At 40.6% G+C, this 19594-nt stretch carries 22 protein-coding genes and 1 pseudogene; 3 read left to right on the forward strand and 20 right to left on the reverse strand.

Annotation, left to right across the window (positions count from 1 at the left end; genetic code table 11):
* Positions 1-129: 129 nt before the first annotated feature.
* Together F7731_RS18055 and F7731_RS18060 are read right to left on the reverse strand one after the other, a co-directional pair.
* Positions 130-393, reverse strand: a pseudogene (locus F7731_RS18055) (alanine:cation symporter family protein); the annotation flags it as partial.
* Positions 394-458: 65 nt separating this feature from the next.
* On the reverse strand, positions 459-1310 hold the full coding sequence (locus F7731_RS18060) for a hypothetical protein (RefSeq protein WP_151536203.1): 852 nt from the start codon (positions 1308-1310) through the stop codon (positions 459-461).
* A 51-nt stretch (positions 1311-1361) separates the two neighbouring features.
* On the opposite strand from F7731_RS18060, the gene F7731_RS18065 reads away from it, so the two are divergent.
* Positions 1362-1586, forward strand: coding sequence for a hypothetical protein (locus F7731_RS18065; protein WP_151536204.1), 225 nt, complete (start codon positions 1362-1364; stop codon positions 1584-1586).
* A gap of 1 nt (position 1587) precedes the next feature.
* On the opposite strand, the gene F7731_RS18070 is transcribed toward F7731_RS18065, so the two are convergent.
* Complete coding sequence (locus tag F7731_RS18070) at positions 1588-2085, reverse strand: Hsp20/alpha crystallin family protein (protein WP_151536205.1); 498 nt, start codon at positions 2083-2085, stop codon at positions 1588-1590.
* Between the two features lie 72 nt (positions 2086-2157).
* Between F7731_RS18070 and F7731_RS18075 the strand changes: the two genes are divergently transcribed.
* Both F7731_RS18075 and F7731_RS18080 read left to right on the forward strand, forming a co-directional pair.
* Entirely contained in the window at positions 2158-2397 is a 240-nt protein-coding gene (locus F7731_RS18075; RefSeq protein WP_151536206.1) for a hypothetical protein, read from the forward strand.
* Between the two features lie 19 nt (positions 2398-2416).
* Positions 2417-2653: a hypothetical protein gene (locus F7731_RS18080; protein ID WP_151536207.1), complete on the forward strand. Its 237-nt coding sequence runs from the start codon at positions 2417-2419 to the stop codon at positions 2651-2653.
* Between the two features lie 56 nt (positions 2654-2709).
* Here the strand turns inward: F7731_RS18080 and parC are convergent, their stop codons facing one another.
* The 17 genes from parC to F7731_RS18165 all read right to left on the reverse strand — a co-directional run bounded on the left by parC (position 2710) and on the right by F7731_RS18165 (position 19433).
* The gene (gene parC, locus F7731_RS18085; RefSeq protein ID WP_151536208.1) at positions 2710-5157 is read right to left on the reverse strand and encodes a DNA topoisomerase IV subunit A; all 2448 of its coding nucleotides are present in this window, start codon (positions 5155-5157) and stop codon (positions 2710-2712) included.
* Complete coding sequence (gene parE / locus F7731_RS18090; RefSeq protein WP_151536209.1) at positions 5157-7133, reverse strand: DNA topoisomerase IV subunit B; 1977 nt, start codon at positions 7131-7133, stop codon at positions 5157-5159. The genes parC and parE overlap by 1 nt, the downstream gene beginning before the upstream one ends.
* A gap of 302 nt (positions 7134-7435) precedes the next feature.
* Positions 7436-7849 carry a CoA-binding protein gene (locus F7731_RS18095; protein ID WP_151536210.1) on the reverse strand — a complete coding sequence of 138 codons (414 nt, stop codon included), beginning with the start codon at positions 7847-7849 and terminating at the stop codon, positions 7436-7438.
* Positions 7850-8060: 211 nt separating this feature from the next.
* A complete protein-coding gene (locus F7731_RS18100) occupies positions 8061-9398 on the reverse strand; it encodes a 5'-deoxyadenosine deaminase (RefSeq protein ID WP_151536211.1) in 1338 nt (445 codons plus the stop codon).
* Entirely contained in the window at positions 9395-10564 is a 1170-nt protein-coding gene (locus F7731_RS18105; protein WP_151536212.1) for a M20 family metallopeptidase, read from the reverse strand. Before F7731_RS18105 ends, F7731_RS18100 begins: the two co-directional genes overlap by 4 nt.
* Positions 10564-11187, reverse strand: coding sequence for a DUF1989 domain-containing protein (locus tag F7731_RS18110; RefSeq protein WP_151536213.1), 624 nt, complete (start codon positions 11185-11187; stop codon positions 10564-10566). The genes F7731_RS18105 and F7731_RS18110 overlap by 1 nt, the downstream gene beginning before the upstream one ends.
* A gap of 17 nt (positions 11188-11204) precedes the next feature.
* Complete coding sequence (locus F7731_RS18115; RefSeq protein ID WP_151536214.1) at positions 11205-11888, reverse strand: cyclase family protein; 684 nt, start codon at positions 11886-11888, stop codon at positions 11205-11207.
* Between the two features lie 22 nt (positions 11889-11910).
* Complete coding sequence (locus F7731_RS18120; RefSeq protein ID WP_151536215.1) at positions 11911-13719, reverse strand: adenine deaminase; 1809 nt, start codon at positions 13717-13719, stop codon at positions 11911-11913.
* A 3-nt stretch (positions 13720-13722) separates the two neighbouring features.
* Positions 13723-14001: a EutN/CcmL family microcompartment protein gene (locus tag F7731_RS18125; RefSeq protein WP_151536216.1), complete on the reverse strand. Its 279-nt coding sequence runs from the start codon at positions 13999-14001 to the stop codon at positions 13723-13725.
* A gap of 14 nt (positions 14002-14015) precedes the next feature.
* The gene (locus tag F7731_RS18130) at positions 14016-14750 is read right to left on the reverse strand and encodes a hypothetical protein (protein ID WP_151536217.1); all 735 of its coding nucleotides are present in this window, start codon (positions 14748-14750) and stop codon (positions 14016-14018) included.
* A gap of 2 nt (positions 14751-14752) precedes the next feature.
* The gene (locus tag F7731_RS18135) at positions 14753-15040 is read right to left on the reverse strand and encodes a BMC domain-containing protein (protein WP_246197287.1); all 288 of its coding nucleotides are present in this window, start codon (positions 15038-15040) and stop codon (positions 14753-14755) included.
* A gap of 21 nt (positions 15041-15061) precedes the next feature.
* On the reverse strand, positions 15062-15436 hold the full coding sequence (locus F7731_RS18140; RefSeq protein ID WP_151536218.1) for a BMC domain-containing protein: 375 nt from the start codon (positions 15434-15436) through the stop codon (positions 15062-15064).
* 150 nt (positions 15437-15586) lie between these two features.
* On the reverse strand, positions 15587-16615 hold the full coding sequence (locus F7731_RS18145; RefSeq protein WP_151536219.1) for a hypothetical protein: 1029 nt from the start codon (positions 16613-16615) through the stop codon (positions 15587-15589).
* Positions 16616-16628: 13 nt separating this feature from the next.
* A complete protein-coding gene (locus F7731_RS18150) occupies positions 16629-16892 on the reverse strand; it encodes a BMC domain-containing protein (RefSeq protein ID WP_151536220.1) in 264 nt (87 codons plus the stop codon).
* A gap of 33 nt (positions 16893-16925) precedes the next feature.
* The gene (locus tag F7731_RS18155; RefSeq protein ID WP_151536221.1) at positions 16926-18263 is read right to left on the reverse strand and encodes a UbiD family decarboxylase; all 1338 of its coding nucleotides are present in this window, start codon (positions 18261-18263) and stop codon (positions 16926-16928) included.
* On the reverse strand, positions 18260-18850 hold the full coding sequence (locus F7731_RS18160; RefSeq protein ID WP_246197289.1) for a UbiX family flavin prenyltransferase: 591 nt from the start codon (positions 18848-18850) through the stop codon (positions 18260-18262). Before F7731_RS18160 ends, F7731_RS18155 begins: the two co-directional genes overlap by 4 nt.
* The gene (locus tag F7731_RS18165) at positions 18843-19433 is read right to left on the reverse strand and encodes a cysteine hydrolase family protein (RefSeq protein WP_151536222.1); all 591 of its coding nucleotides are present in this window, start codon (positions 19431-19433) and stop codon (positions 18843-18845) included. The genes F7731_RS18160 and F7731_RS18165 overlap by 8 nt, the downstream gene beginning before the upstream one ends.
* Between the last annotated feature and the right edge of the window lie 161 nt (positions 19434-19594).

A 19594-nucleotide genomic window follows, 5' to 3' on the forward strand; every position in this document is an offset into this window, starting at 1 on the left:
TACCCTCCCTAAAACTTCTATTAACATTCATTTTGTCCAGTTTTAGGAAATACATGTAAATTTTTATAAAGGTCCACTCTTCTCCATAACAAAAAACCCCTCATCAATAGGACAAGGGGTAAAAAATAATTAAGCTTTATTCTTCTTCAATAATTCTTCTTTTATTTCCCAGCACTCAACGCCGTCTGAACCTGGAATGGAGTCCGCATAGAAGACTGGATCCTTTCCTTGATTACGCTGTGCCCTGTAGCCTTTTAATGCTGTAAAAGCAACATTTCCAAGCATGACGATCGCAATTAAATTGATTAATGCCATGATGCCCATAAATAAATCGGCAAGATTCCAAAGAATTTTCAAATCGACGGCTACACCGAAAATAACCATTTCGACAACTGCAAGACTATAATTCTACACTTTCAATAATATACCAGGAGGATAATTAATAGACAAGAAACTTATTAATCCTCTTCGCTCTCTTCCTCAATTGGAATTTCTGTAAAGGAAATAGGCTCATCAGATGAAGATTCAGCTTCCTCAGATGACTCCCCTACAGCTTGTTCACTTTTTTGGCTTTCCTTATCCTCTTTTATTTTTGTTAAGTCTTTCAAGTCTTCTTTAAGCTGATCAGACACCTCTTTCGGCATCACTTCTCTTCCATAGGTTGCTCCAATATTGAGGGCCCCACTCAAATCTTTAATGCCTAGCTGGGCAAAATTATTATTTTGCTCATATTTATCTAAATAAAATTTATCGATGCGAATTTCTTTAATGACAACCGCTTGTTCATCTTTTTTCTTGTTATCTTGAATTTCTGCAAGCTTTTCTTCTAATGCATCAAGTCTCTCAAGCATCGCCATTTCTCTATCATTTTGCAAGGAGATTTTTCCTTCCAAATCATGGATATACGCTAAAAGAGCAGCAATCTTTTCCTCCTCGTCTGCAATATACGCTTCAGACTCTTTAGCATCAGAATCAGTGAGTATTTTTTTCTCGAGTTCATATATATAGGTTGATAAATAATCAACCTTTTCAAAATAGGGATCTATTTTCCTTAATAACGAAGCTTCAACCGATTGCAATTCCTTGGAAAAATCGGAATTTTTTTGTCTTGAAAAACCATTCGTCTTCTTATCTTTTGACATTTCCTCCTTCCATTTAAGAAGCGGATAGATTTTTTCTTCTAGCTTTGCCAATCTGTTCACACGAACCTCAAGGGCGTTAAGCTTTAAATACCTATTTTCGAGTTCAGCAATTTTCTTATTTAAGTTCTCATTATTTTGATTTTGGTTGAATAATCCTTTTATAGGCATATGATTATCCTCACATTTTATTTAATATTTTTCCAAAGGAGGAATAGGAAATTGAAGGATCGAACAAACATTAACATTCAAGGCGTAAAAATTAATAGCGTCGATCGGTATTCAAGAATCTCGGTTAGTTCCACGATGCAAATTGGTAATCATGTGAAAAATCACCGTGTGGAAGGCTTTGGCGAACATAATGGAGACCGAGGATTTTTTCAAAATCCGCAGTGGGGCATCGAGGATTCCGACTTCTTTGATACACAGTCAGAGAAAAAGGGATAAATTACTCGATCGGCACTGTTTCTTCTTGTATGTATAGCCTTTTATAAGTTAGAGTTAGCAGTCCGTTTTGAAACTTTGCTTTAATTTGATTGGAGTCTGTCGGTTCCGGCAAGTCAATAATTCTCTGAAACGCGCCTTGATTTCTTTCTTGAACAATGGCTTGGCCACTGACGATCGGGGAAGATGTCCCTTTTAATAACAATTTATTTCCGGAAACTGATACTTGAAGATCCTCTTTTTTATATCCAGCTAAATCGGCTAGAACAATGATCTCAAGATCGGTCATATATATATCTATAGAGGGAAATTTTGAATTATACGGACGCCGCCCTAATGAATTTGCCCCTGCATTCGGACCGGGGCCGGCAGAGGAGCCCATATCCATATTTTCTTTCATAAATTGGTTAAAGGAGGATTGATCAAGCATCCCATTCCAAAAATCGCCTGATTGATATTTCCGGGCTACTTCCATCCACTGTTTTAATTTTTCGAAATCCATGCTCGGTCCCTCCTTTCTAAAAATCATAAAGTGACTCATTCTGAATATAGTTCGATAAGGAGGTGAACTCCATTGGCAGGTGCATCTATTAACATTAATATTTTTCTTTTGAAAATTAATTCCTTTGAAAACTGTTCTGCAGTAAATGTTGGACAAAATTTAATGGCTGACTGGAATAATTCCGATAAAAAGACGATGGGATATGGGCAAAACATGGGAGATGATAGCTGTTTCTTCGGTACACAGAGCAGTGTGGATGATCGCGATCTCATTGATAGCCCATCATCATTTGAAAAGATTTTCTTACCGTAAAAAAACTGGAGGTGGAACAATGGGTATTTTTGGTCCTGTATTCGTGAACTTACTTGTTTTTAAAGTAAACGCCATAGACCGTGGATCAGCATTAAGTCTAGGTCCGAATCAGCATGTTGACTCCTTTTTATCTAATAAACAAAATTTGGGGTTTGGTGAGGAGAATGGTGATTTTTGTGTGACGAATTTGCCAATGGTGTTGTTGAATGATTCAGATTTGAACGATACAAATTCTGTGAAAGTCAGTGCGATTTAAAGATATTTATATTACACATAAAAATCCCTGCTATCCAATTTAGCAGGGATTTCTGTCTATTTTGCGCTCTCATTCGTTCCTTGTATTGCTTCTTGTTTCCAAACTTCCTTTACTTGTCCGCTTTCTCCCTCATCCATAATGAACGAGCCATTCGAATAGCGATCATTAAATCGAATACTTGAGGCTGCTGCCGTTTCAATGACACCCTTTTCGCTTTCAATGAAAATCGTATCATTTTCTCTTGTAACGAGTGAGCCAATAATTCGATGAGGATTTGCTTTCAGCTCTCTTAACATGACAACACCGCGTTTTGCTCGCGAGGTTCGCTCAAATTCACTTAATTTCATTTTCTTGATCGCCCCGCGTTGGGTAACGATGACGACTGCCTGCTCTTTATCATTTTCGATGATTTCTCCTCCAATGACGAAATCATCATCCTTCAGATTGATACCCTTCACCCCAGCCGCTCTCGTTCCAACAATATTTACTTCTTCTTCTTGAAACCTCAGAGCATAGCCATTATGGGTAGAAATAAATAATTCTTTCGAGCCGTCAGTTTCATGTACATTTACTACTTCATCATCATCTTTTAAATTAATGGCCACAAGCGGCTTTGAATAGCGTTGTGCTTGATAATGCTTAAGTTCAGTCTTTTTCGCCATTCCATTTTTCGTGACAAAAAGTAAGAATGTCTCTTTTTCAAAATCCTTAATTGGAATCGCTTTAATGATTGATTCCTCTCCGTCAATTGGAATTATATTCGCAATATGCTGGCCAAGATCCTTCCAGCGAATATCAGGAAGCTGATGGACTGGACAATATAAATAATTGCCTTTATTCGTGAACAACATTAAGACATCTGTTGTATTCATTTCTAATTGAGCGAGAATGCGGTCTGAATCCTTCATGCCGAAATCTTGCCCGTTCGATGCCGTGTAGGACCTTAAACTTGTCCGCTTCACATAGCCTTCCTTCGTGACTGTGACAATCACATCCTCATTGGCGATAAGGACTTCTAAATTGATTTTTATTTCTTCAATCTCGTCTTCAATTACCGTTCGACGATTGTCTGAAAAACGCTTTTTCACATCTTTCAGTTCTTTCTGAATGACAGAAAGCAGTTTTTTCTCACTTTCGAGGATTAACGAAAGCTCAGCGATTTTCTTCGATAACTCTTCCGCTTCAGCCTGTAATGCTGTAATATCAGTATTCGTTAAGCGGTAGAGCTGTAATGAGACAATTGCTTCAGCTTGTGCCTCGGTAAAAGCGAATTTTGCTATTAAATTATCCTTTGCATCTCGTTTGTCCTTTGAAGCTCTAATAGCAGCGATCACTTCATCTAAAATGGAAAGTGCTTTCATCAAGCCTTCGACAATATGTTGTCTTGCCTGTGCTTTCTCCAAATCAAATGCTGTTCTTCTCGTTACAACCTCTTTCCGATGCTGAATATAGGCATCCAAAAGCTCACGCAATCCCATAAGTTTTGGATGTCTGTCATAAATAGCTACCATATTGAAATTATACGGAACCTGTAAGTCGCTATTTTTGTACAAATAATGAAGAACACCTTCAGGATCAGCGTCTTTTTTTAGTTCAACAACTATCCTTAAGCCTGTACGATCGGTTTCATCACGAACTTCGGCAATCCCTTCTAATTTTCGATCCAACCTAAATTCATCGATTTTCTTAACGAGATTCGCCTTATTTACATCAAATGGAATTTCTGTAATAACAATTTGCTTTTTTCCGCCGCGGATTTCTTCAATTTCCGTTTTTCCACGGATTATTATTTTCCCTTTACCAGTTTCGTAAGCTTTCTTAATGCCTTCGACTCCTTGAATGATTCCTCCTGTCGGAAAATCAGGGCCTTTCACATACTTCATTAAATCGTCCACTGAACAATTCGGGTTCTCTAAGCGGTGGATCACGCCGTCAATTACTTCATTTAAATGATGAGGAGGAATCTCCGTCGCATAACCAGCCGATATCCCAGTCGAACCATTGACTAAAAGGTTTGGGAACATTGCAGGTAAGACGGTAGGCTCTTCCGAAGTATCATCAAAGTTCGGAACGAAATCAACGGTCCGCTTTTCAATATCCTTCAGTAATTCAGAAGAAATTGCGGACAGTCTTGCTTCTGTATAACGCATCGCTGCCGGAGGGTCACCGTCAATGCTTCCGTTATTTCCATGCATTTCAACGAGCAGATTTCGCAGCTTCCATTCCTGGCTCATCCGAACCATTGCATCGTAAACGGAAGTATCACCATGGGGGTGATAGTTCCCAATCACGTTTCCGACGGTTTTGGCTGATTTCCTGAAGCCTTTCTCCTGTGTATTTCCTTCCACATGCATCGCATATAAAATTCTGCGCTGAACAGGCTTCAAACCATCCCGCGCATCCGGGAGGGCTCGCTCCTGAATAATATATTTACTGTAGCGGCCAAATCGATCACCAAGAACATCTTCAAGAGGGAGATCTTTAAATTTCTCTGCAAAAGTCATTATTCAATCTCCTCCTCCATAACTGAAATATTTTCATTTTCTAGTATACTTGCATCCTCTTCTAATCCGAAGGCCACATTTGATTCAATCCATTTACGGCGTGGCTCCACTTTATCGCCCATTAATGTTGTCACTCGGCGTTCAGCCCGAGCAGCGTCATCTATTCTTACACGAATTAACGTTCGCGTTTCAGGATTCATCGTTGTATCCCAAAGCTGATCAGCATTCATTTCTCCGAGTCCTTTATAGCGTTGAAGCATATAGCCTTTTCCGACCTTTTTAATCGCACCTTGTAAATCATCTTCGCTCCACGCGTACTCAATGACCTCTTTTTTGCCTGTTCCTCGGCTAACTTTATATAGTGGCGGAAGCGCAATAAAAATTTTCCCAGCATCAAGAAGCGGCTTCATATAGCGATAAAAGAATGTAAGAAGGAGAACTTGAATATGGGCACCATCTGTATCAGCATCCGTCATAATGACCACTTTATCGTAATTAACGTCCTCGATTGTAAAATCCGCTCCAACTCCAGCACCAACAGCATGAATAATCGTATTGATTTCTTCATTTTTGAAAATATCCTGGAGCTTTGCTTTTTCTGTATTAATGACTTTACCACGTAAAGGAAGGATAGCTTGAAATCGTCTATCTCGCCCCTGCTTAGCGGATCCGCCAGCAGAGTCTCCTTCAACTAAATATAATTCATTCTTTTGCGGATTGCGTGATTGCGCAGGTGTGAGTTTTCCCGAAAGAACACCTTCAGAACGCTTTCTTTTCTTTCCGCTCCGAGCATCTTCGCGAGCCTTTCGAGCCGCTTCTCTTGCTTGATAAGCTTTGATTGCCTTTTTAATCAGCAAAGAACTAACGTTCGGGTTTTCTTCGAGAAAATAAGATAAATGCTCTGATACGACAGCATCTACCGATGATCTTGCCTCACTAGTCCCAAGCTTGCCTTTCGTCTGTCCTTCAAACTGTAGCAAATCCTCTGGAACTCGAACAGAAACGATGGCTGTAAACCCTTCTCGTATGTCAGCCCCGTCGAGATTTTTATCTTTTTCTTTCAGAAGGCCAACCTTTCTAGCATACTCATTAAAAATGCGCGTCATCGCTGTTTTCGAGCCAGCTTCATGAGTTCCGCCATCTTTCGTGCGCACATTATTGACGAATGAGAGGACATTCTCAGAATAGCCATCATTAAATTGAAAGGCAAAATCTACCTCAATCCCATTTTGCTCACCTTCAAAGCTAACGACAGGATGTAATACGTCCTTTTCTTCGTTTAAATATTCCACAAAGGCTTCAATTCCATTTTTATAATGAAAGCTTTCCTGAATGCCGTTACGTTCGTCAACAATTTCTATTTTCATCCCTTTTAACAAGAAGGCTGATTCACGGAGACGCTCACATAATGTGTCATAATTATATGTGGTAGAAGAAAAAATCGTAGGATCCGGTTTAAAATGGATGGTTGTCCCAGTTTGATTAGTTTTTCCGATTTTTTCGAGGGTCGTTACTGGTTTGCCGCCATTTTCAAAGCGCTGCTCATAAACGATGCCATCCCTTTTAATTTTAACGACTAGCATTTCAGAGAGGGCATTTACAACAGAAGCTCCAACCCCATGTAGGCCTCCGCTCGTTTTATAGCCGCCTTGACCAAATTTTCCGCCGGCATGCAGGACGGTTAATATCACTTCAGGAGTCGGTTTCCCCATGCGATGCATTCCCGTAGGCATTCCGCGTCCTTTATCTGTTACACTAATTGAATTGTCTTTATGTATTTTGACAATGATTTGATCGCCGTAGCCAGCCAATGCTTCATCGACTGCATTATCGACAATTTCATATACAAGATGGTGAAGACCCCTTGCATCTGTACTTCCAATGTACATTCCAGGGCGCTTTCTCACTGCTTCAAGCCCTTCGAGTACTTGTATGGCATCATCATTGTAGTCAAATGCATTCTGATTTCTTGCCACAAACATACCCCTTTCATTACTGCAAAAAAAAATTGCTAAAAAAGTATTCTTCATCAAGAAACAATCTTGATTATACATCCATCTTACTAATTCGTCTAAAAAATATTTAATCCTCTTTATAATAGAGAAAATCAAGACTAAGAACAAATGTTTGTTTAATGTATATTACCACATTTTGATGAAGTGTCTATGTTTTATTGTATCTTTTTATTCAGTTTTGGCAAATGAGTTTTTATTTACAGGCCATTAAAAAGGAGCACGATAAAAAATGAGACCTTGAAAAAGATCTCATTTCTTAAGCCTTATTTAGTTAAAGCATGCTCAACTTTTATGCAGCGATCCATTACTACTGTATAGCCCTTTTCCTTTAAAAATTCATAAGCATCCTCGTTAATGCAGCCAAGCTGTGACCAAAAAACATCTGCATCGATTTCTGCAAAATCTTTCGCAACAAATGGCAAATGATCTGAACGGCGGAATACGTTCACGATATCGACATGTCCTTCAATTTCTTTTAAGCTTTTGACAGCCTTTACACCGAGCACTTCATCAACAGTTGGGTTAACAGGAATAATTTCATAGCCTGCATCCTGCATCGCTTTTGATACCATATATGAAGTTCTTTCTGGATTCCCGCTTAAACCTACAACGGCGATTCTTTTTGCCTTTTTTAAAATTACACCGAGCTCATCTCGGCTTGGGATTTCAATTGCCATAAATAGCCCTCCATCATTATAGTCTATCTTAATATTACAGAAAAACTAGTTTTATTACTAATATTTAGGCTGAATGAAGGAGGGGAAATTTAATTTAAAGAGGCTTTATTAAATAATATTTAATGTCAACACAGCACTATGCATACATGTTCTCGAATGTTTTCGTCCCGAATAAAACCCGTTCACATGCACGCATAAGGCTAAAATATACTTAATATAAAATTGTTTCTAATCGTTTTACTAATCGTTTGATCGATTTATTTGATTCCTTTAATACAATCTCTTTATCAATTGTATTCATCCGTCTATTTTCCATCACGATTTTTCCATTGACAATTGTCGTTTCTACATCAGCTCTCGTTGCGGAATAGACAATTCGAGAGATCGGATCAAGATCAAAGGAAGGATAGACGTGGAAATCATTCAAGTTTAAAATGGCTAAATCAGCTTTTTTACCAGCCACAATACTGCCAATTTCTTGCTCCATTCCAACCGCTTTCGCACCGCCGATAGTAGCCATGCGAAAAACAGTTCTCGCATTCATCGCAGTCGGACCATTGGCAGGCTTTTGAATGAGAGCAGCAAGCCTCATTTCATTAAACATATCTAAATTATTATTGCAAGGGGCACCGTCCGCTCCGAGACTCACATGTGCGTGTGAATCTAATAGAGAGGGAATTTCTGCTATGCCCGAGGCTAACTTCAAATTGGAACCTGGGCAATGGCTGACCTTTACACCCCGCTCCTTAATGATTCTCTTTTCTTCATCATCCAGCCATATGCAATGGGCCAAAATTAGCCGTTCATTCGCAAGACCGAGGTGATCTAAATAGACAACATTTCTCATTCCATGTTCACGTTCGACGATCATTATTTCAGTAGCATTTTCAGACGCATGGGTATGCACTTTTACATCGTATTTTTTTGATAAATCTCTTACGTTCGTCAATAATTCCTCTGTACAAGAAACAACAAACCGCGGGCAAAAAGCATACTGAACTCTGCCACTGTCATGATTATGCCATTTTTCTAATAAATCGACGCTTTGCTGAATAGATTCTTTTGTGTTTTCTCTTAATAGAACGGGTACTTCAAGACCTTTATCCATCATGACTTTTCCTGCTAAAGCTCGAATCCCGCTCTCTGCAATGGCCTTAAAGGCTGATTCCGTATGATGGACAGTCTCCATATCCACTACGGTAGTCGTTCCGCTTTGTAAAAGCTCACCAATGCCGAGGAGGGCTGAATAATAAATAGATTCCTCATCATGAGATGCTTCCAGCGGCCATATTTTTTGCTTCAGCCAATCCATTAATTCAAGATCATCGGCCTGTCCTCTGAATAATGTTTGGCAAAGGTGAATATGAGTTTGAATAAATCCAGGGATAACCGTCCGACCGGAAGCATCAATCACTTTACTTGCTACGTAGGGAAGTTGATGACCAATTTCAGCAATGCGGTCATCAATAATATAAATATCGCCGTGAAAGATTTCTTCTTTTGCATTCATCGTAATTATTTCAGCATTTTTGATGAGAATGCTGTTCATTTTACTCCACCCCGTAATGAACTGGACATGTCAATAGACTTTTTGCCGTATGAAAGTATTAATGATTTATAAAAGGCAATCGCTTTTCGATATGCAGAAATACTTACCCATTCGTTCGGCTGATGAGCCAGTTTCTCATCTCCTGGCCCATAGATCAAGGTTGGAATTTCACTGCGTGGATTCAATACTGCCGCATCTGTATAATACGATACACCCGAGCAATTCGATCTTTCTTCATTTTTTATCGCTAAAGCACATTGAATAATATCTTCAGATGGTGATGTCAAAATAGCCGGTCGGTCTAAAACCTTCGCAATTTTAAACCTGCAAATTTCGTTATCCTTGGCAAGCTGAATTAATCTTTTGCTCAGCTCATTTATTAATTGGTCATGTGCTTGAGGAGGAACGGTGCGGATATCCACGCGAAGTGTACATCTGTCTGGAATGACATTCGTTTGAATCCCGCCTTCAATCATCGTAACTGCTAAGCTGCTGCTTCCGAGCGGCTCCTTCTCCATTTTCCACTTAGCTTTGAAGGAATCTAAAACTTTTATCACATGGACCATATGATCAACCGCATTCATCCCTTGCTCAGGCATCGATCCATGAGCTGTCTTTCCGTACGTTGTAATTTCTAGCCAAAGAGCGCCTTTATGGCCAACGACGACCTTTTCATTTGTTGGCTCACCGATTACAAGAGCATCGATCCTTCTTTCTCCGTTTCCATCAAGAAATGCTCTAGCTCCGCAGCTATCGACTTCTTCGCCTGCCGTTGCCAAAAAGGTAATCGTTGCTGGAGGAGCCTGCCCCTCTAAAACTAATGACTCAAGAGCTAAAAACATCGCTGCTAATCCGCTTTTCATGTCAGAAGCCCCTCTACCATACATACGCTCTCCTACTATTTCGCCCGAAAAAGGGCCATAGTCCCATTTCGCCTCTCCTGGTAAGACCGTATCCATATGCCCGCAAAGGATTAGTTGCTTTTCACTTTGCCCTTTCAGCGTCACTTCAAAATTACTGCGATTTTCTTCGAGATAAGTCATTTTAAAAGGGATGCCTTTCGTTTTGCACCGTTCAATAAAAATTTCTGTCACATTATTCTCGTTGCCAGGCGGATTGGAGCTATTAATCTTTAGAAGCGCTTGCAGGAATTGAATGTCATCCATCAGTCTCCCTCCAGGATTTGCATTTTTAATGATGTAACCTTCCAGCCGTTTACAGGAGCCATGTCTTGTGAACATGTTGTACAGGCAATCACGACATCGTCTAACGCTTTCAATCTTACATAATCTCCTGGTTTTGAAAGAGGCTCTTCAATCACATAGTCCCCTTGATCATCGAGAACATTATTCATAAATAGATTAATAGGATCTGGGACAATCGCAGGATGTATATTAAATTTTTTAAGAGCCGTTGCTAAATTATCATGACAATTCGGATGATCTTCTTTGCCGAAATCGATTTTATAGCGGTAATAATCACATGCGGGGAAGAAGATATCATGAACACCTACTGTATCTTCAATGAGCTGCATAAGCGGACGGCGCCGATTGCTATATAATAAATCGCCTTTTTTCAGACGAATGCTGCTTAATGAGGCCCTCATATGAACGGGAGATACAAATTCTTGTGGATCGGCATGATTGAAGCAAACAAAATCGCCTACTTGCTTTCCTTCAAGATCAATAATGATCAGTTCTTCTCCTTTTCGTACGCAAGCGCTTCTGCCTTCATACGGAGGGATAATGATCTCTTCACGAATCTTTTCCCTTTTAAAAATTTCTTTCACCGACATCACCTCCATTATTACTCAATGAAAACTGCTACTGCCCGAATAGGGGAGCCTGTGCCATTTCGTATCCGAAGCGGCAACCCGAAATATAAGAACCGCATCCCGGCAATTTGATCGAGATTACAAAGATTCTCCGTATTTGTCAGGCCATACTCTCGGCAAATTAAATGACCAGAGTACTTCGGGTCATCGGGGTGGTCGATTGCTGGTGCATCAATGCCGATATTGACGACCCCTTTTTCGGCTAGCCACTTTGCTGCCTCGTAATCAAGACCCGTATACGCTGTTAGCCATTGATTTGTTCCATACGAACGATTAAAATGCCCTGTATAAAGGAGTACAATATCACCCTTTTCAATAAATTGGCCGGAATTCGCAAGTGCCTCCTCAAGATCGCGGCTTGTAATATAACGCTCAACAGGGACATGCGAAACATCAAGGCAGACGGCTGGACCGTAAAAATACTCCAACGGCATTTCGTCAATGTATTTCCCATTTGGATCATACTCATAGGTAGCATCACTATGGGTAGGGCCGTGCTCGTTAATAATTAAATTATTCGTGGCAAATGGGAAACCGATTTTTTTTTCGGATTCTTCATGCGTAATGTTCGTAAAAATCATTGTCGAGGGATGAAGGGGGAATACCGGCATTCCATGATAAATTTCCTGTGTTAAATCGACTAATTTGACTCCCATGCTCTTTCCCTCCTGCTATGTTTTAAATAATCGTCGGGATGACCTCAAATTTATCAACATCAATTAAGCCCATATCCGTAATCTTCCATTTCGGACTCGTCACGAGTGACCAGAAAGATAGGTGCATGAACGGTACTTCCATTCCGCAACCAAGCTCATCTTTCGCAAGCCGTGATAATTCATCGACCTTCTCGCTCATTTCTTTGCCTGTCAATTCATCTGTCATTAAGCCGCCAATCCGGAGCGGTAAATCACCTACAACCTTGCTGTCCTTAATCATGGCAATTCCGCCGTCCATGGCAATGACACGATTTACAGCTGTTACCATATCTTCATAATTCGTCCCGGTCACAATAATATTATGAGTATCATGGGCAACACTCTCGGCGATTGCCCCGTATTTTAAGTCAAAGCCGTGAATGAATGTTTTCCCAACCTTTCCTGTTCGGCCGTGCCGCTCCACGACGAGCAATGGCAAGACGTCCTGCTGCAAACACGGCTGCACAATTCCGTCTTTGACATTTAACGTATATTCCCCTTCAGCCGTTAAATTTTGAAAGGGAATCGCTTCGATCGCCCTCACCTTTGCCCGGCTGCCGCTTGCTTTTATAAGCAATTCATCCTTTGTTACGGCCTTTCGCTTTATCGATTTCTTCACGCTTTCGGGATAAATATATGGGGCAATTTCAATCATAAGCTCCCCTTTTTCCGCCGCTTTTTTGCCAGCTAAATAAACTTGATCGATCGTCATACTCATTAAATCGCTAATGACCGCAATATCTGCTCTTTTCCCTGGTGCGATGACGCCTACGTCTTTAAAGCCGAAGTGGGTCGCAGGGTTAATCGTTGCCATTTGAATCGCTTCAACAGGATCAATCCCTTCGGCAATCGTTCTGCGTACGATATCATTCATATGTCCGTATTTCAGAAGGTCAGCGGGCACCATATCATCGGAAACGAGAATCGCCCGTCGAGAATCGAGACCATCTTCTGTAATCGCACGAATACATTCCGCCATATTTCGTTGAGAGGAGCCTTCCCTCATAAACACACTGACGCCATAGCGAAGCTTTTCAACCATTTCTTCCTTTGTCGTCGTTTCATGGCAGGAGACATGTGTCCCGCCACTTATAATATGAGCCGCAAGCTCCTTACCGAATAATCCAGGCGCATTCCCCTCTACCGTTTTTCCAATGCTGTTCGCGTACGATACAGCAGCAACTAAATCATCAATTAATTCTGGCGCATGCTGATAAACAGGCTGAATATTACTGAAGCTTTGGATTTCGCCAATTCCTTGCACATAGGGATCATTTAATAAGTCTTTCATATCCTTTGCTGAAACATCATAACCGGAAGTTTCCAGTCCGGGTGCATCAGGGACCGCACATGGGACGGTAAAAAGAATCCGATTCGGCAATGTCTTTGCTTCCTCTATCATCGCCTTCATCCCTTGAACGCCCAATACATTTCCAATCTCATGCGGATCACCGATGAGCGTTGTTGTGCCTGTAGGAATCGACAGCTTTGAAAACTCCGTACACGTCAGCATCGCACTTTCAAAATGCATATGAGAATCAATAAATCCTGGACTAATAAATTTCCCCCGCACATCTTCAATTGTCGTTTTTGGACCGATTAAATCCTTTGCATCCCCAACCATTAAAATATATGGTCCTTTAATGGCTACATCTGCCTCATAGATTTCACGAGTAATGACATTGATGAAATAACCGCCTCTTAACACAATGTCCGCATAAAGATTCGGATTTAATAACACATCTATTAATTTTCGATATTGAATCGCTTCTTTTATTTTGAGAGCGTCCACTGATTACCCTCCTAACATCGTTCCTTCTAAACTATCAATAATTCCAATGATGGCAGCATCTATTGGTGCATCTTTATTCCTTATCGCTCTTGCAGCCATACTCCCTGACACGTAAATCACTCTTTCTCCGATGCCAGCGCCGACAGTATCGACGGCAATGATGGGGTTTTGTAAAACTTGTCCATCTAACCCGATCGGCTGCGTAATTAATAGCTTCGTCCCAACTAAATTTTCATCTTTTCTCGTAGCGGTTATCCGGCCAACCACTATGCCCATTTGCATAAAGGATCGTCCCCTTAATCTATAATCAATTCAATTTTTAGTTCTTTAGCCAAATCATGTGCAAGCGGTGTAATGATTGCCTTTTCTCGTATATTAATAACTTGCTGTCCAGTCTGCTGGAGATAGCGAATGGTTTCCGCTGTCACAATTGTTTTCTTCGTCGGATTATTTTTAAGAGGTTGGATACTATCCTCTTCATGAATGAGTTGAATACCCATCGCTTTTAACTGTGCCATTTGATCATGCAGTTTTCTTTTTACATGCAGTGAGCTTTGATCCATTCCTTCAAGCCTCCAAAGCTGGTGATGCGGATCGATCCCAAGCTTTAATCCGACTACTTTTTTCCCCTTCAGTAAGCTTTGAAGAATGAGGCGGACATATGGTCTTTGTTCGTTTAATGAAAGAATATCTGCTGCGAGAGAAAAAGAAAGGATCGGAAGAAAAATGATGTCTGCCTGATTATTTACTAGCAGCTGTTGAGATTGAATCCAATCATCGTTACAAGTCAGTTCAATAAGTTTATTTTTAGAAAAATATTCAAAAAGACTTTCCTCAGCAGCCATGCGAATGATAAAAGGCTGATGTATTAAGCGTTGTAAATATAAAAGTCCTGGTTCCATTCCAATCAAATGAGAGGTTAGTAGAGCCAGGACATATGGACGTTTCTGCAGGCTCTTGCCATTGCTGTTCCGATTGGAGAGCTCGTGCAGAGTGTTTGCTGCCATGACACTCTGCCTATTTGAGCTCATCTTTATTCACCGATCTTTTTAGATAATAATGCTCTTTCTACTTCACTGTGCGGTCTTGGAATAACGTGTACGGATACAAGCTCTCCAACGCGGCTAGCTGCCTCCGCTCCTGCATCTGTAGCTGCTTTCACAGCCCCGACATCGCCTCTAACCATGACGGTAACAAGTCCGAAACCAACTTTCTCATAGCCGCAAATTTCCACATTTGCTGCCTTCACCATTGCATCAGCTGCCTCAACGGCCCCGACTAAGCCTTTCGTTTCGACTAACCCTAATGCTTCACCCATCATTCTCTTTCCTCCTAAAGTGAATTAATTTGATTGATCATCTTTTTCTAAACTATTAAGCTCATTTTTCGCAGTGTCTTCCGTTGGCTGTGTAATTAATGATTTCTCTTCAAGCTGAAAGTGAGGGAGCAGCTTGCTCGCCACCTCGCTGTGAGCTCTTGGAATCACATGAGAAGAGATGACTGTCCCTACACGATCAGCCGCATCATTTCCTGCTTCTACAGCTGATTTTACAGCGGCTACATCTCCGCTAAAGTGAATTGTTACGCCAAGATAGCCGCTTACACCTATCACTTTTTCTATTCCTACTATCTCTACATCTGCTGCCTTTACTGCAGCGTCAGCAGCAGAAACAGCAGTTAAATAGCCAACCGTTTCAATTAATCCTAGTGCATGCAATTCTATGGCCTCCCATTCAAATGCGCCTTGGCATATTTGCGCCCAGATTTTATCGAGCTATGCTCGATAAATTTCCCTTTAAAATCTGAGGCATCCGCCGGAGGCTTTAACTTTATTCAGCATTGATTTGAATCCCCAATAAATTGAATACTAAGTAGCGTTCATCTCACCACGTATAATAGTGGCAGACTTCGGCTGAATGAAGTTAAATAATCGTGCTGCTTGGATTTGTAATTCTTCAGACGCTTTGGAGATACATTCAAAGTTTCCATATAGAAGCAAATAATTTTTCTCGATTGCATAGCCAAAATGATCATTTGGCGCACTTTTAAAATAACAATCCAACAGGAGAATAGCTGAATAATGGTCAATCCCTTCAAGAACTGCTGCACCGTCTACACTTGTTTTTAAATTTAACTGCTTTGTCAGCCATGGGCTTGGGGATTGTACTTTATAGGTTTGTATTTGTTTGACGGAATGTTTGGAAAGCTTTTGAAACAATGTTTGAACGGCTTTAGTCAGTCTCTCTGAATCTTCTTCGTATAATTCAAGAACAAAACCATCTTTGCTCTCTTTTTCCCATGTTAAGCTATACTTCAGTGCGGGAAATTCTCTTAACATATCATTAATATGAAATAACTGGCCAATGGCTGATTGTTCTGATGTAATCACGCCGATCGCGTGCGATTTTAATGATCGTTGAAAGGAATCTCGCAGTTTCGCATGTAAACTTGAGAAGATCCATGCTTTTATTCCGTTATTTGATTGTCCGATCAATTGACTTTCTTCTATTCTATTAATGTTCTTGGTGGCAGTTGGTTCTGGATTTACTGTCTGCTTTCCTTGTACAAGTGAAATCGTTTGAAGCTTTGAAAGTGAATGAATGATATTCTCTTTTGATGTGTGCGTATTTTTACTTACATGTTTATTCAGTGCAGAATTCATTGGATGAGAAGAGGGATTAACCGGTAATCCAGCTAGTCTTTTTTGGATGTTCCTTTGCTGATAATTGGGCCGGCTGATGCCTTGAATGGTTTGTATCTCATTATTTTTGGCTGTTGGCTGTACCGTAGATCTCGAATAAATATATTTTGTTTCTTCGCCAAAAAGTGGATTCTCCCTCGGCTTTTTTGCTGGCTTTAACACTTCTTGGACGATATTCTTCATAAATTCTGACAAGCTTCATCACCACCTAAAGAATCTTAGCAAGCTCTGAATGCGGACGAGGAATGACATTAAAGGAGATAAGCTCTCCGCCAGTTCTGCTATTAGCCATTTTCCCGACCTCAACCGCTGCAGTGACAGCTGCTACATCACCTTCGACAATGATAGTCACTAAACCAGAACCTACACGTTTTAAATCAACAAGGCTGACATTTGCTGCTTTAGCCATAGAATCTAGCGCTTCAATTGCCGCAGTTAATCCTCTCGTTTCAATCATTCCGATCGCTTTCATTCTTCACCCCTCCCTTTTCAAAATAAAAATGTTTTATAAATAATCTTCAAGATTCACTCGAATTGGTACGGATGTTCTTCTAAACATTTCCTCTTGGCCTAAAGTGTATGTCGCATCAATGCCCATTTTATCGGAAACGCCTCGTAAATTATGTGAGGATTCGAGAGGGGATCCTTTCGCACCTTGTACGATAAAAATATCGCTTCCTGCCTGAACACGTGTTGCAATGGCCCATTCCACATCCTCTGGATCAAAAATATCAACATCATCGTTAACGACTACGACATGCTTTAAATCTTTATCACTGGCAAATGCTGCGAGTGCGGCTTGCTTGCCATCCCCTTCAGATTTTTTCTCAATTTGAATGACTGCATGGTAGCGGGCAACCCCACCCATAGGAATATGTACTCCTTTAATATTGGGAACAACTTGCCTAACTGTGCTTAATAATGTCGCTTCACGGACGAGCGCCATTGGCAGTCTTTCTTCATAGCTTGAAGGAAAAATCGTCTGGTTGATCGCGTTATTCCGATACGTTACTGCAGAAATTTCAACGACTGGCTGCGGAGAACGGAAGCCATAATAGCCGGCTAATTCGCCAAATGGACCTTCCATTTCACGTTCATGCGGAAGCATCCTGCCTTCAAAGACAATCTCCGCTTCAGCGAGGACTTCTAAATCAACTGTTTTGCAGCGGACGACATCTAAGGATTGTCCTAGCAAGGCACCTGCGACGTTCAGTTTATCTGTATGGTAAAGGTGAGTGCTAATTTGCGAGCTTAATACGATCGCTGGAACGACACCAAACATGACGGCAACTTCCATTGACTCACCAAGCTTTTCATAGTAAGAATATTGGTCTAATAATTCTGGAGACGTAATTAGAATATTTGTCCGATTTCCGCCCAAGTACTGCATTCTTCTAATCGATGTATATCTTTTTTTCCCTGATAGGTCTTTAACCACTAATATGCCAGATACATAATAAGCACCAGAATCTTCTGCATGAAAGGATGGAATAGGAAAAAGATCAGCTAAATCGAAATCACCAGTGACTAAATTTTCTTGTACAGGACCCGTTTCTTTTAAAATTGTCGGAATCGGGTTAATAATGGAATCAATAATTTTTGGAATGAGTTGTGAGGAAGGAATGCCTAAGCTATCGGCAACAAGCTTACGGTCACCGCCGAGTCCAGCCGCCATGGCTGATTGATACCCTTTTACTTTTTCAAAGAGGAAGGGCTGCTTCCCATTTTTAGTCTTAACAACAGCTCCTAGTTCATAGCGGGGATCAACCTCCTTTTTAATACGATATAAGAGTCCCCTGTTTTCCCAGTCGTCTAATAATGCTCTCATCGTAACTGGATTCATGAATGTTCTCCCCACCTTTCCAGTATTTGATGGTCAATGTCAAGCATGTCTAAAACCTTCGCAACCATAAAGCTAGCAAGCTCCCAAATCTCTGTAGGCTTGTGGTAAAAACCTGGAGAGGCTGGCATGATACATGCACCAGCTTCAGCGAGGGAAGTCATATTCTTAAGGTGAATTAAGTTAAAAGGGGCTTCTCTCGGAACGATAATAAAATCTCTTCTTTCTTTCAAAATTACACTTGCCGCCCGACTAAGCAGCGTATCTCCGACTCCATTGGCAATAGCACCAAGTGTATTCATTGAACATGGAACAATCACCATTCCATCTGTTAAATAGGAGCCGCTTGCAATGGAAGCAAATAAATTTTTATTGCTATGGATAGTGGCGTATTCTTTCAGGTTCTCCATCGACACGCCGCACTCGAATTGCATAACTTTTTCTCCCATCTCTGTTACAATTAAGTGCGTTTCAATGTTTAATTGATGAAGGGTGCGAATCAAAGTATAAGCATACAATGATCCGCTAGCCCCTGTAATACCCACTAAAATTCTTCTTTTTCGCTTGCTAGCTAAATGGACGTTAGACAACTGTTTCATCTTGGGAGAATTTTATTTTTGCTGCCTCTTTATATTCTTCTGTTGTCATAATTTCACCGAAAATATTAATATCTCTTAATCCAGACACATGCATATCATCATCTTGAGAAGCCGTACCATCAGAGATGCAGATTACATGATATCCGTGGTAGAGGGCATCGGACGCGGTACTGCGCACACACACATTGGTCCAAACACCCGTTAATACGACTGTATCAATCTCCTCTTCTCTTAAAAACAGATCGAAATCTGTGAAGCTAAATGCACTATGTCTTCTTTTTTGGACAACATAGTCGCCTTTATCTTCTTCTGGCTGTAGCTCTGGAATGAATTGTGATCCCCATGTACCTTTTACGGCATGAACAGGTCTCACGCGGAAATCCCTGTCATTTTTACGATGAGCTTCCTGAACATGAACAACTTGGATGTTTTGATCATGAGCAAAATCAATAAGCTCTCTAATTTTCGGAACAATTTCTTCCCCGTTTTTACAGCGGAGGGTCGCTTTCTCGCCAATGAAATCATTCAGCATATCAATTACTACGACACAATGCTTTTTTCCTTTCAATTCCACTGATTGATCATCCTTTGCAAAATTTTTGTTTTACTAGTTTATGAATTTTCCCTTTAATTGAGGGTTTGTTATTATTAATTAGCCATATGCGTTCATGTGAACGGGTTTTATGCGATATGAAACGCGAGTGAACATGCATGCATATGGCGGATAGAAACTGA

It is taken from the genome of Cytobacillus depressus (genome assembly GCF_008923245.1).
GTDB classification, from domain to species: Bacteria; Bacillota; Bacilli; order Bacillales; family Cytobacillaceae; genus Cytobacillus; species Cytobacillus depressus.

What these genes read in the sequence shown, in the direction of transcription:
- F7731_RS18150 (WP_151536220.1), bottom strand. Translation starts at nt 16,892, where the DNA reads ATGAAAGCGATCGGAATGATTGAAACGAGAGGATTAACTGCGGCAATT.
- parC (WP_151536208.1), bottom strand. Translation starts at nt 5,157, where the DNA reads ATGACTTTTGCAGAGAAATTTAAAGATCTCCCTCTTGAAGATGTTCTT.
- F7731_RS18155 (WP_151536221.1), bottom strand. Translation starts at nt 18,263, where the DNA reads ATGAATCCAGTTACGATGAGAGCATTATTAGACGACTGGGAAAACAGG.
- F7731_RS18080 (WP_151536207.1), top strand. Translation starts at nt 2,417, where the DNA reads ATGGGTATTTTTGGTCCTGTATTCGTGAACTTACTTGTTTTTAAAGTA.
- F7731_RS18105 (WP_151536212.1), bottom strand. Translation starts at nt 10,564, where the DNA reads ATGGATGACATTCAATTCCTGCAAGCGCTTCTAAAGATTAATAGCTCC.
- F7731_RS18135 (WP_246197287.1), bottom strand. Translation starts at nt 15,040, where the DNA reads ATGATGGGTGAAGCATTAGGGTTAGTCGAAACGAAAGGCTTAGTCGGG.
- F7731_RS18095 (WP_151536210.1), bottom strand. Translation starts at nt 7,849, where the DNA reads ATGGCAATTGAAATCCCAAGCCGAGATGAGCTCGGTGTAATTTTAAAA.
- F7731_RS18125 (WP_151536216.1), bottom strand. Translation starts at nt 14,001, where the DNA reads ATGCAAATGGGCATAGTGGTTGGCCGGATAACCGCTACGAGAAAAGAT.
- F7731_RS18060 (WP_151536203.1), bottom strand. Translation starts at nt 1,310, where the DNA reads ATGCCTATAAAAGGATTATTCAACCAAAATCAAAATAATGAGAACTTA.
- F7731_RS18100 (WP_151536211.1), bottom strand. Translation starts at nt 9,398, where the DNA reads ATGAACAGCATTCTCATCAAAAATGCTGAAATAATTACGATGAATGCA.
- F7731_RS18070 (WP_151536205.1), bottom strand. Translation starts at nt 2,085, where the DNA reads ATGGATTTCGAAAAATTAAAACAGTGGATGGAAGTAGCCCGGAAATAT.
- F7731_RS18130 (WP_151536217.1), bottom strand. Translation starts at nt 14,750, where the DNA reads ATGAGCTCAAATAGGCAGAGTGTCATGGCAGCAAACACTCTGCACGAG.
- F7731_RS18115 (WP_151536214.1), bottom strand. Translation starts at nt 11,888, where the DNA reads ATGGGAGTCAAATTAGTCGATTTAACACAGGAAATTTATCATGGAATG.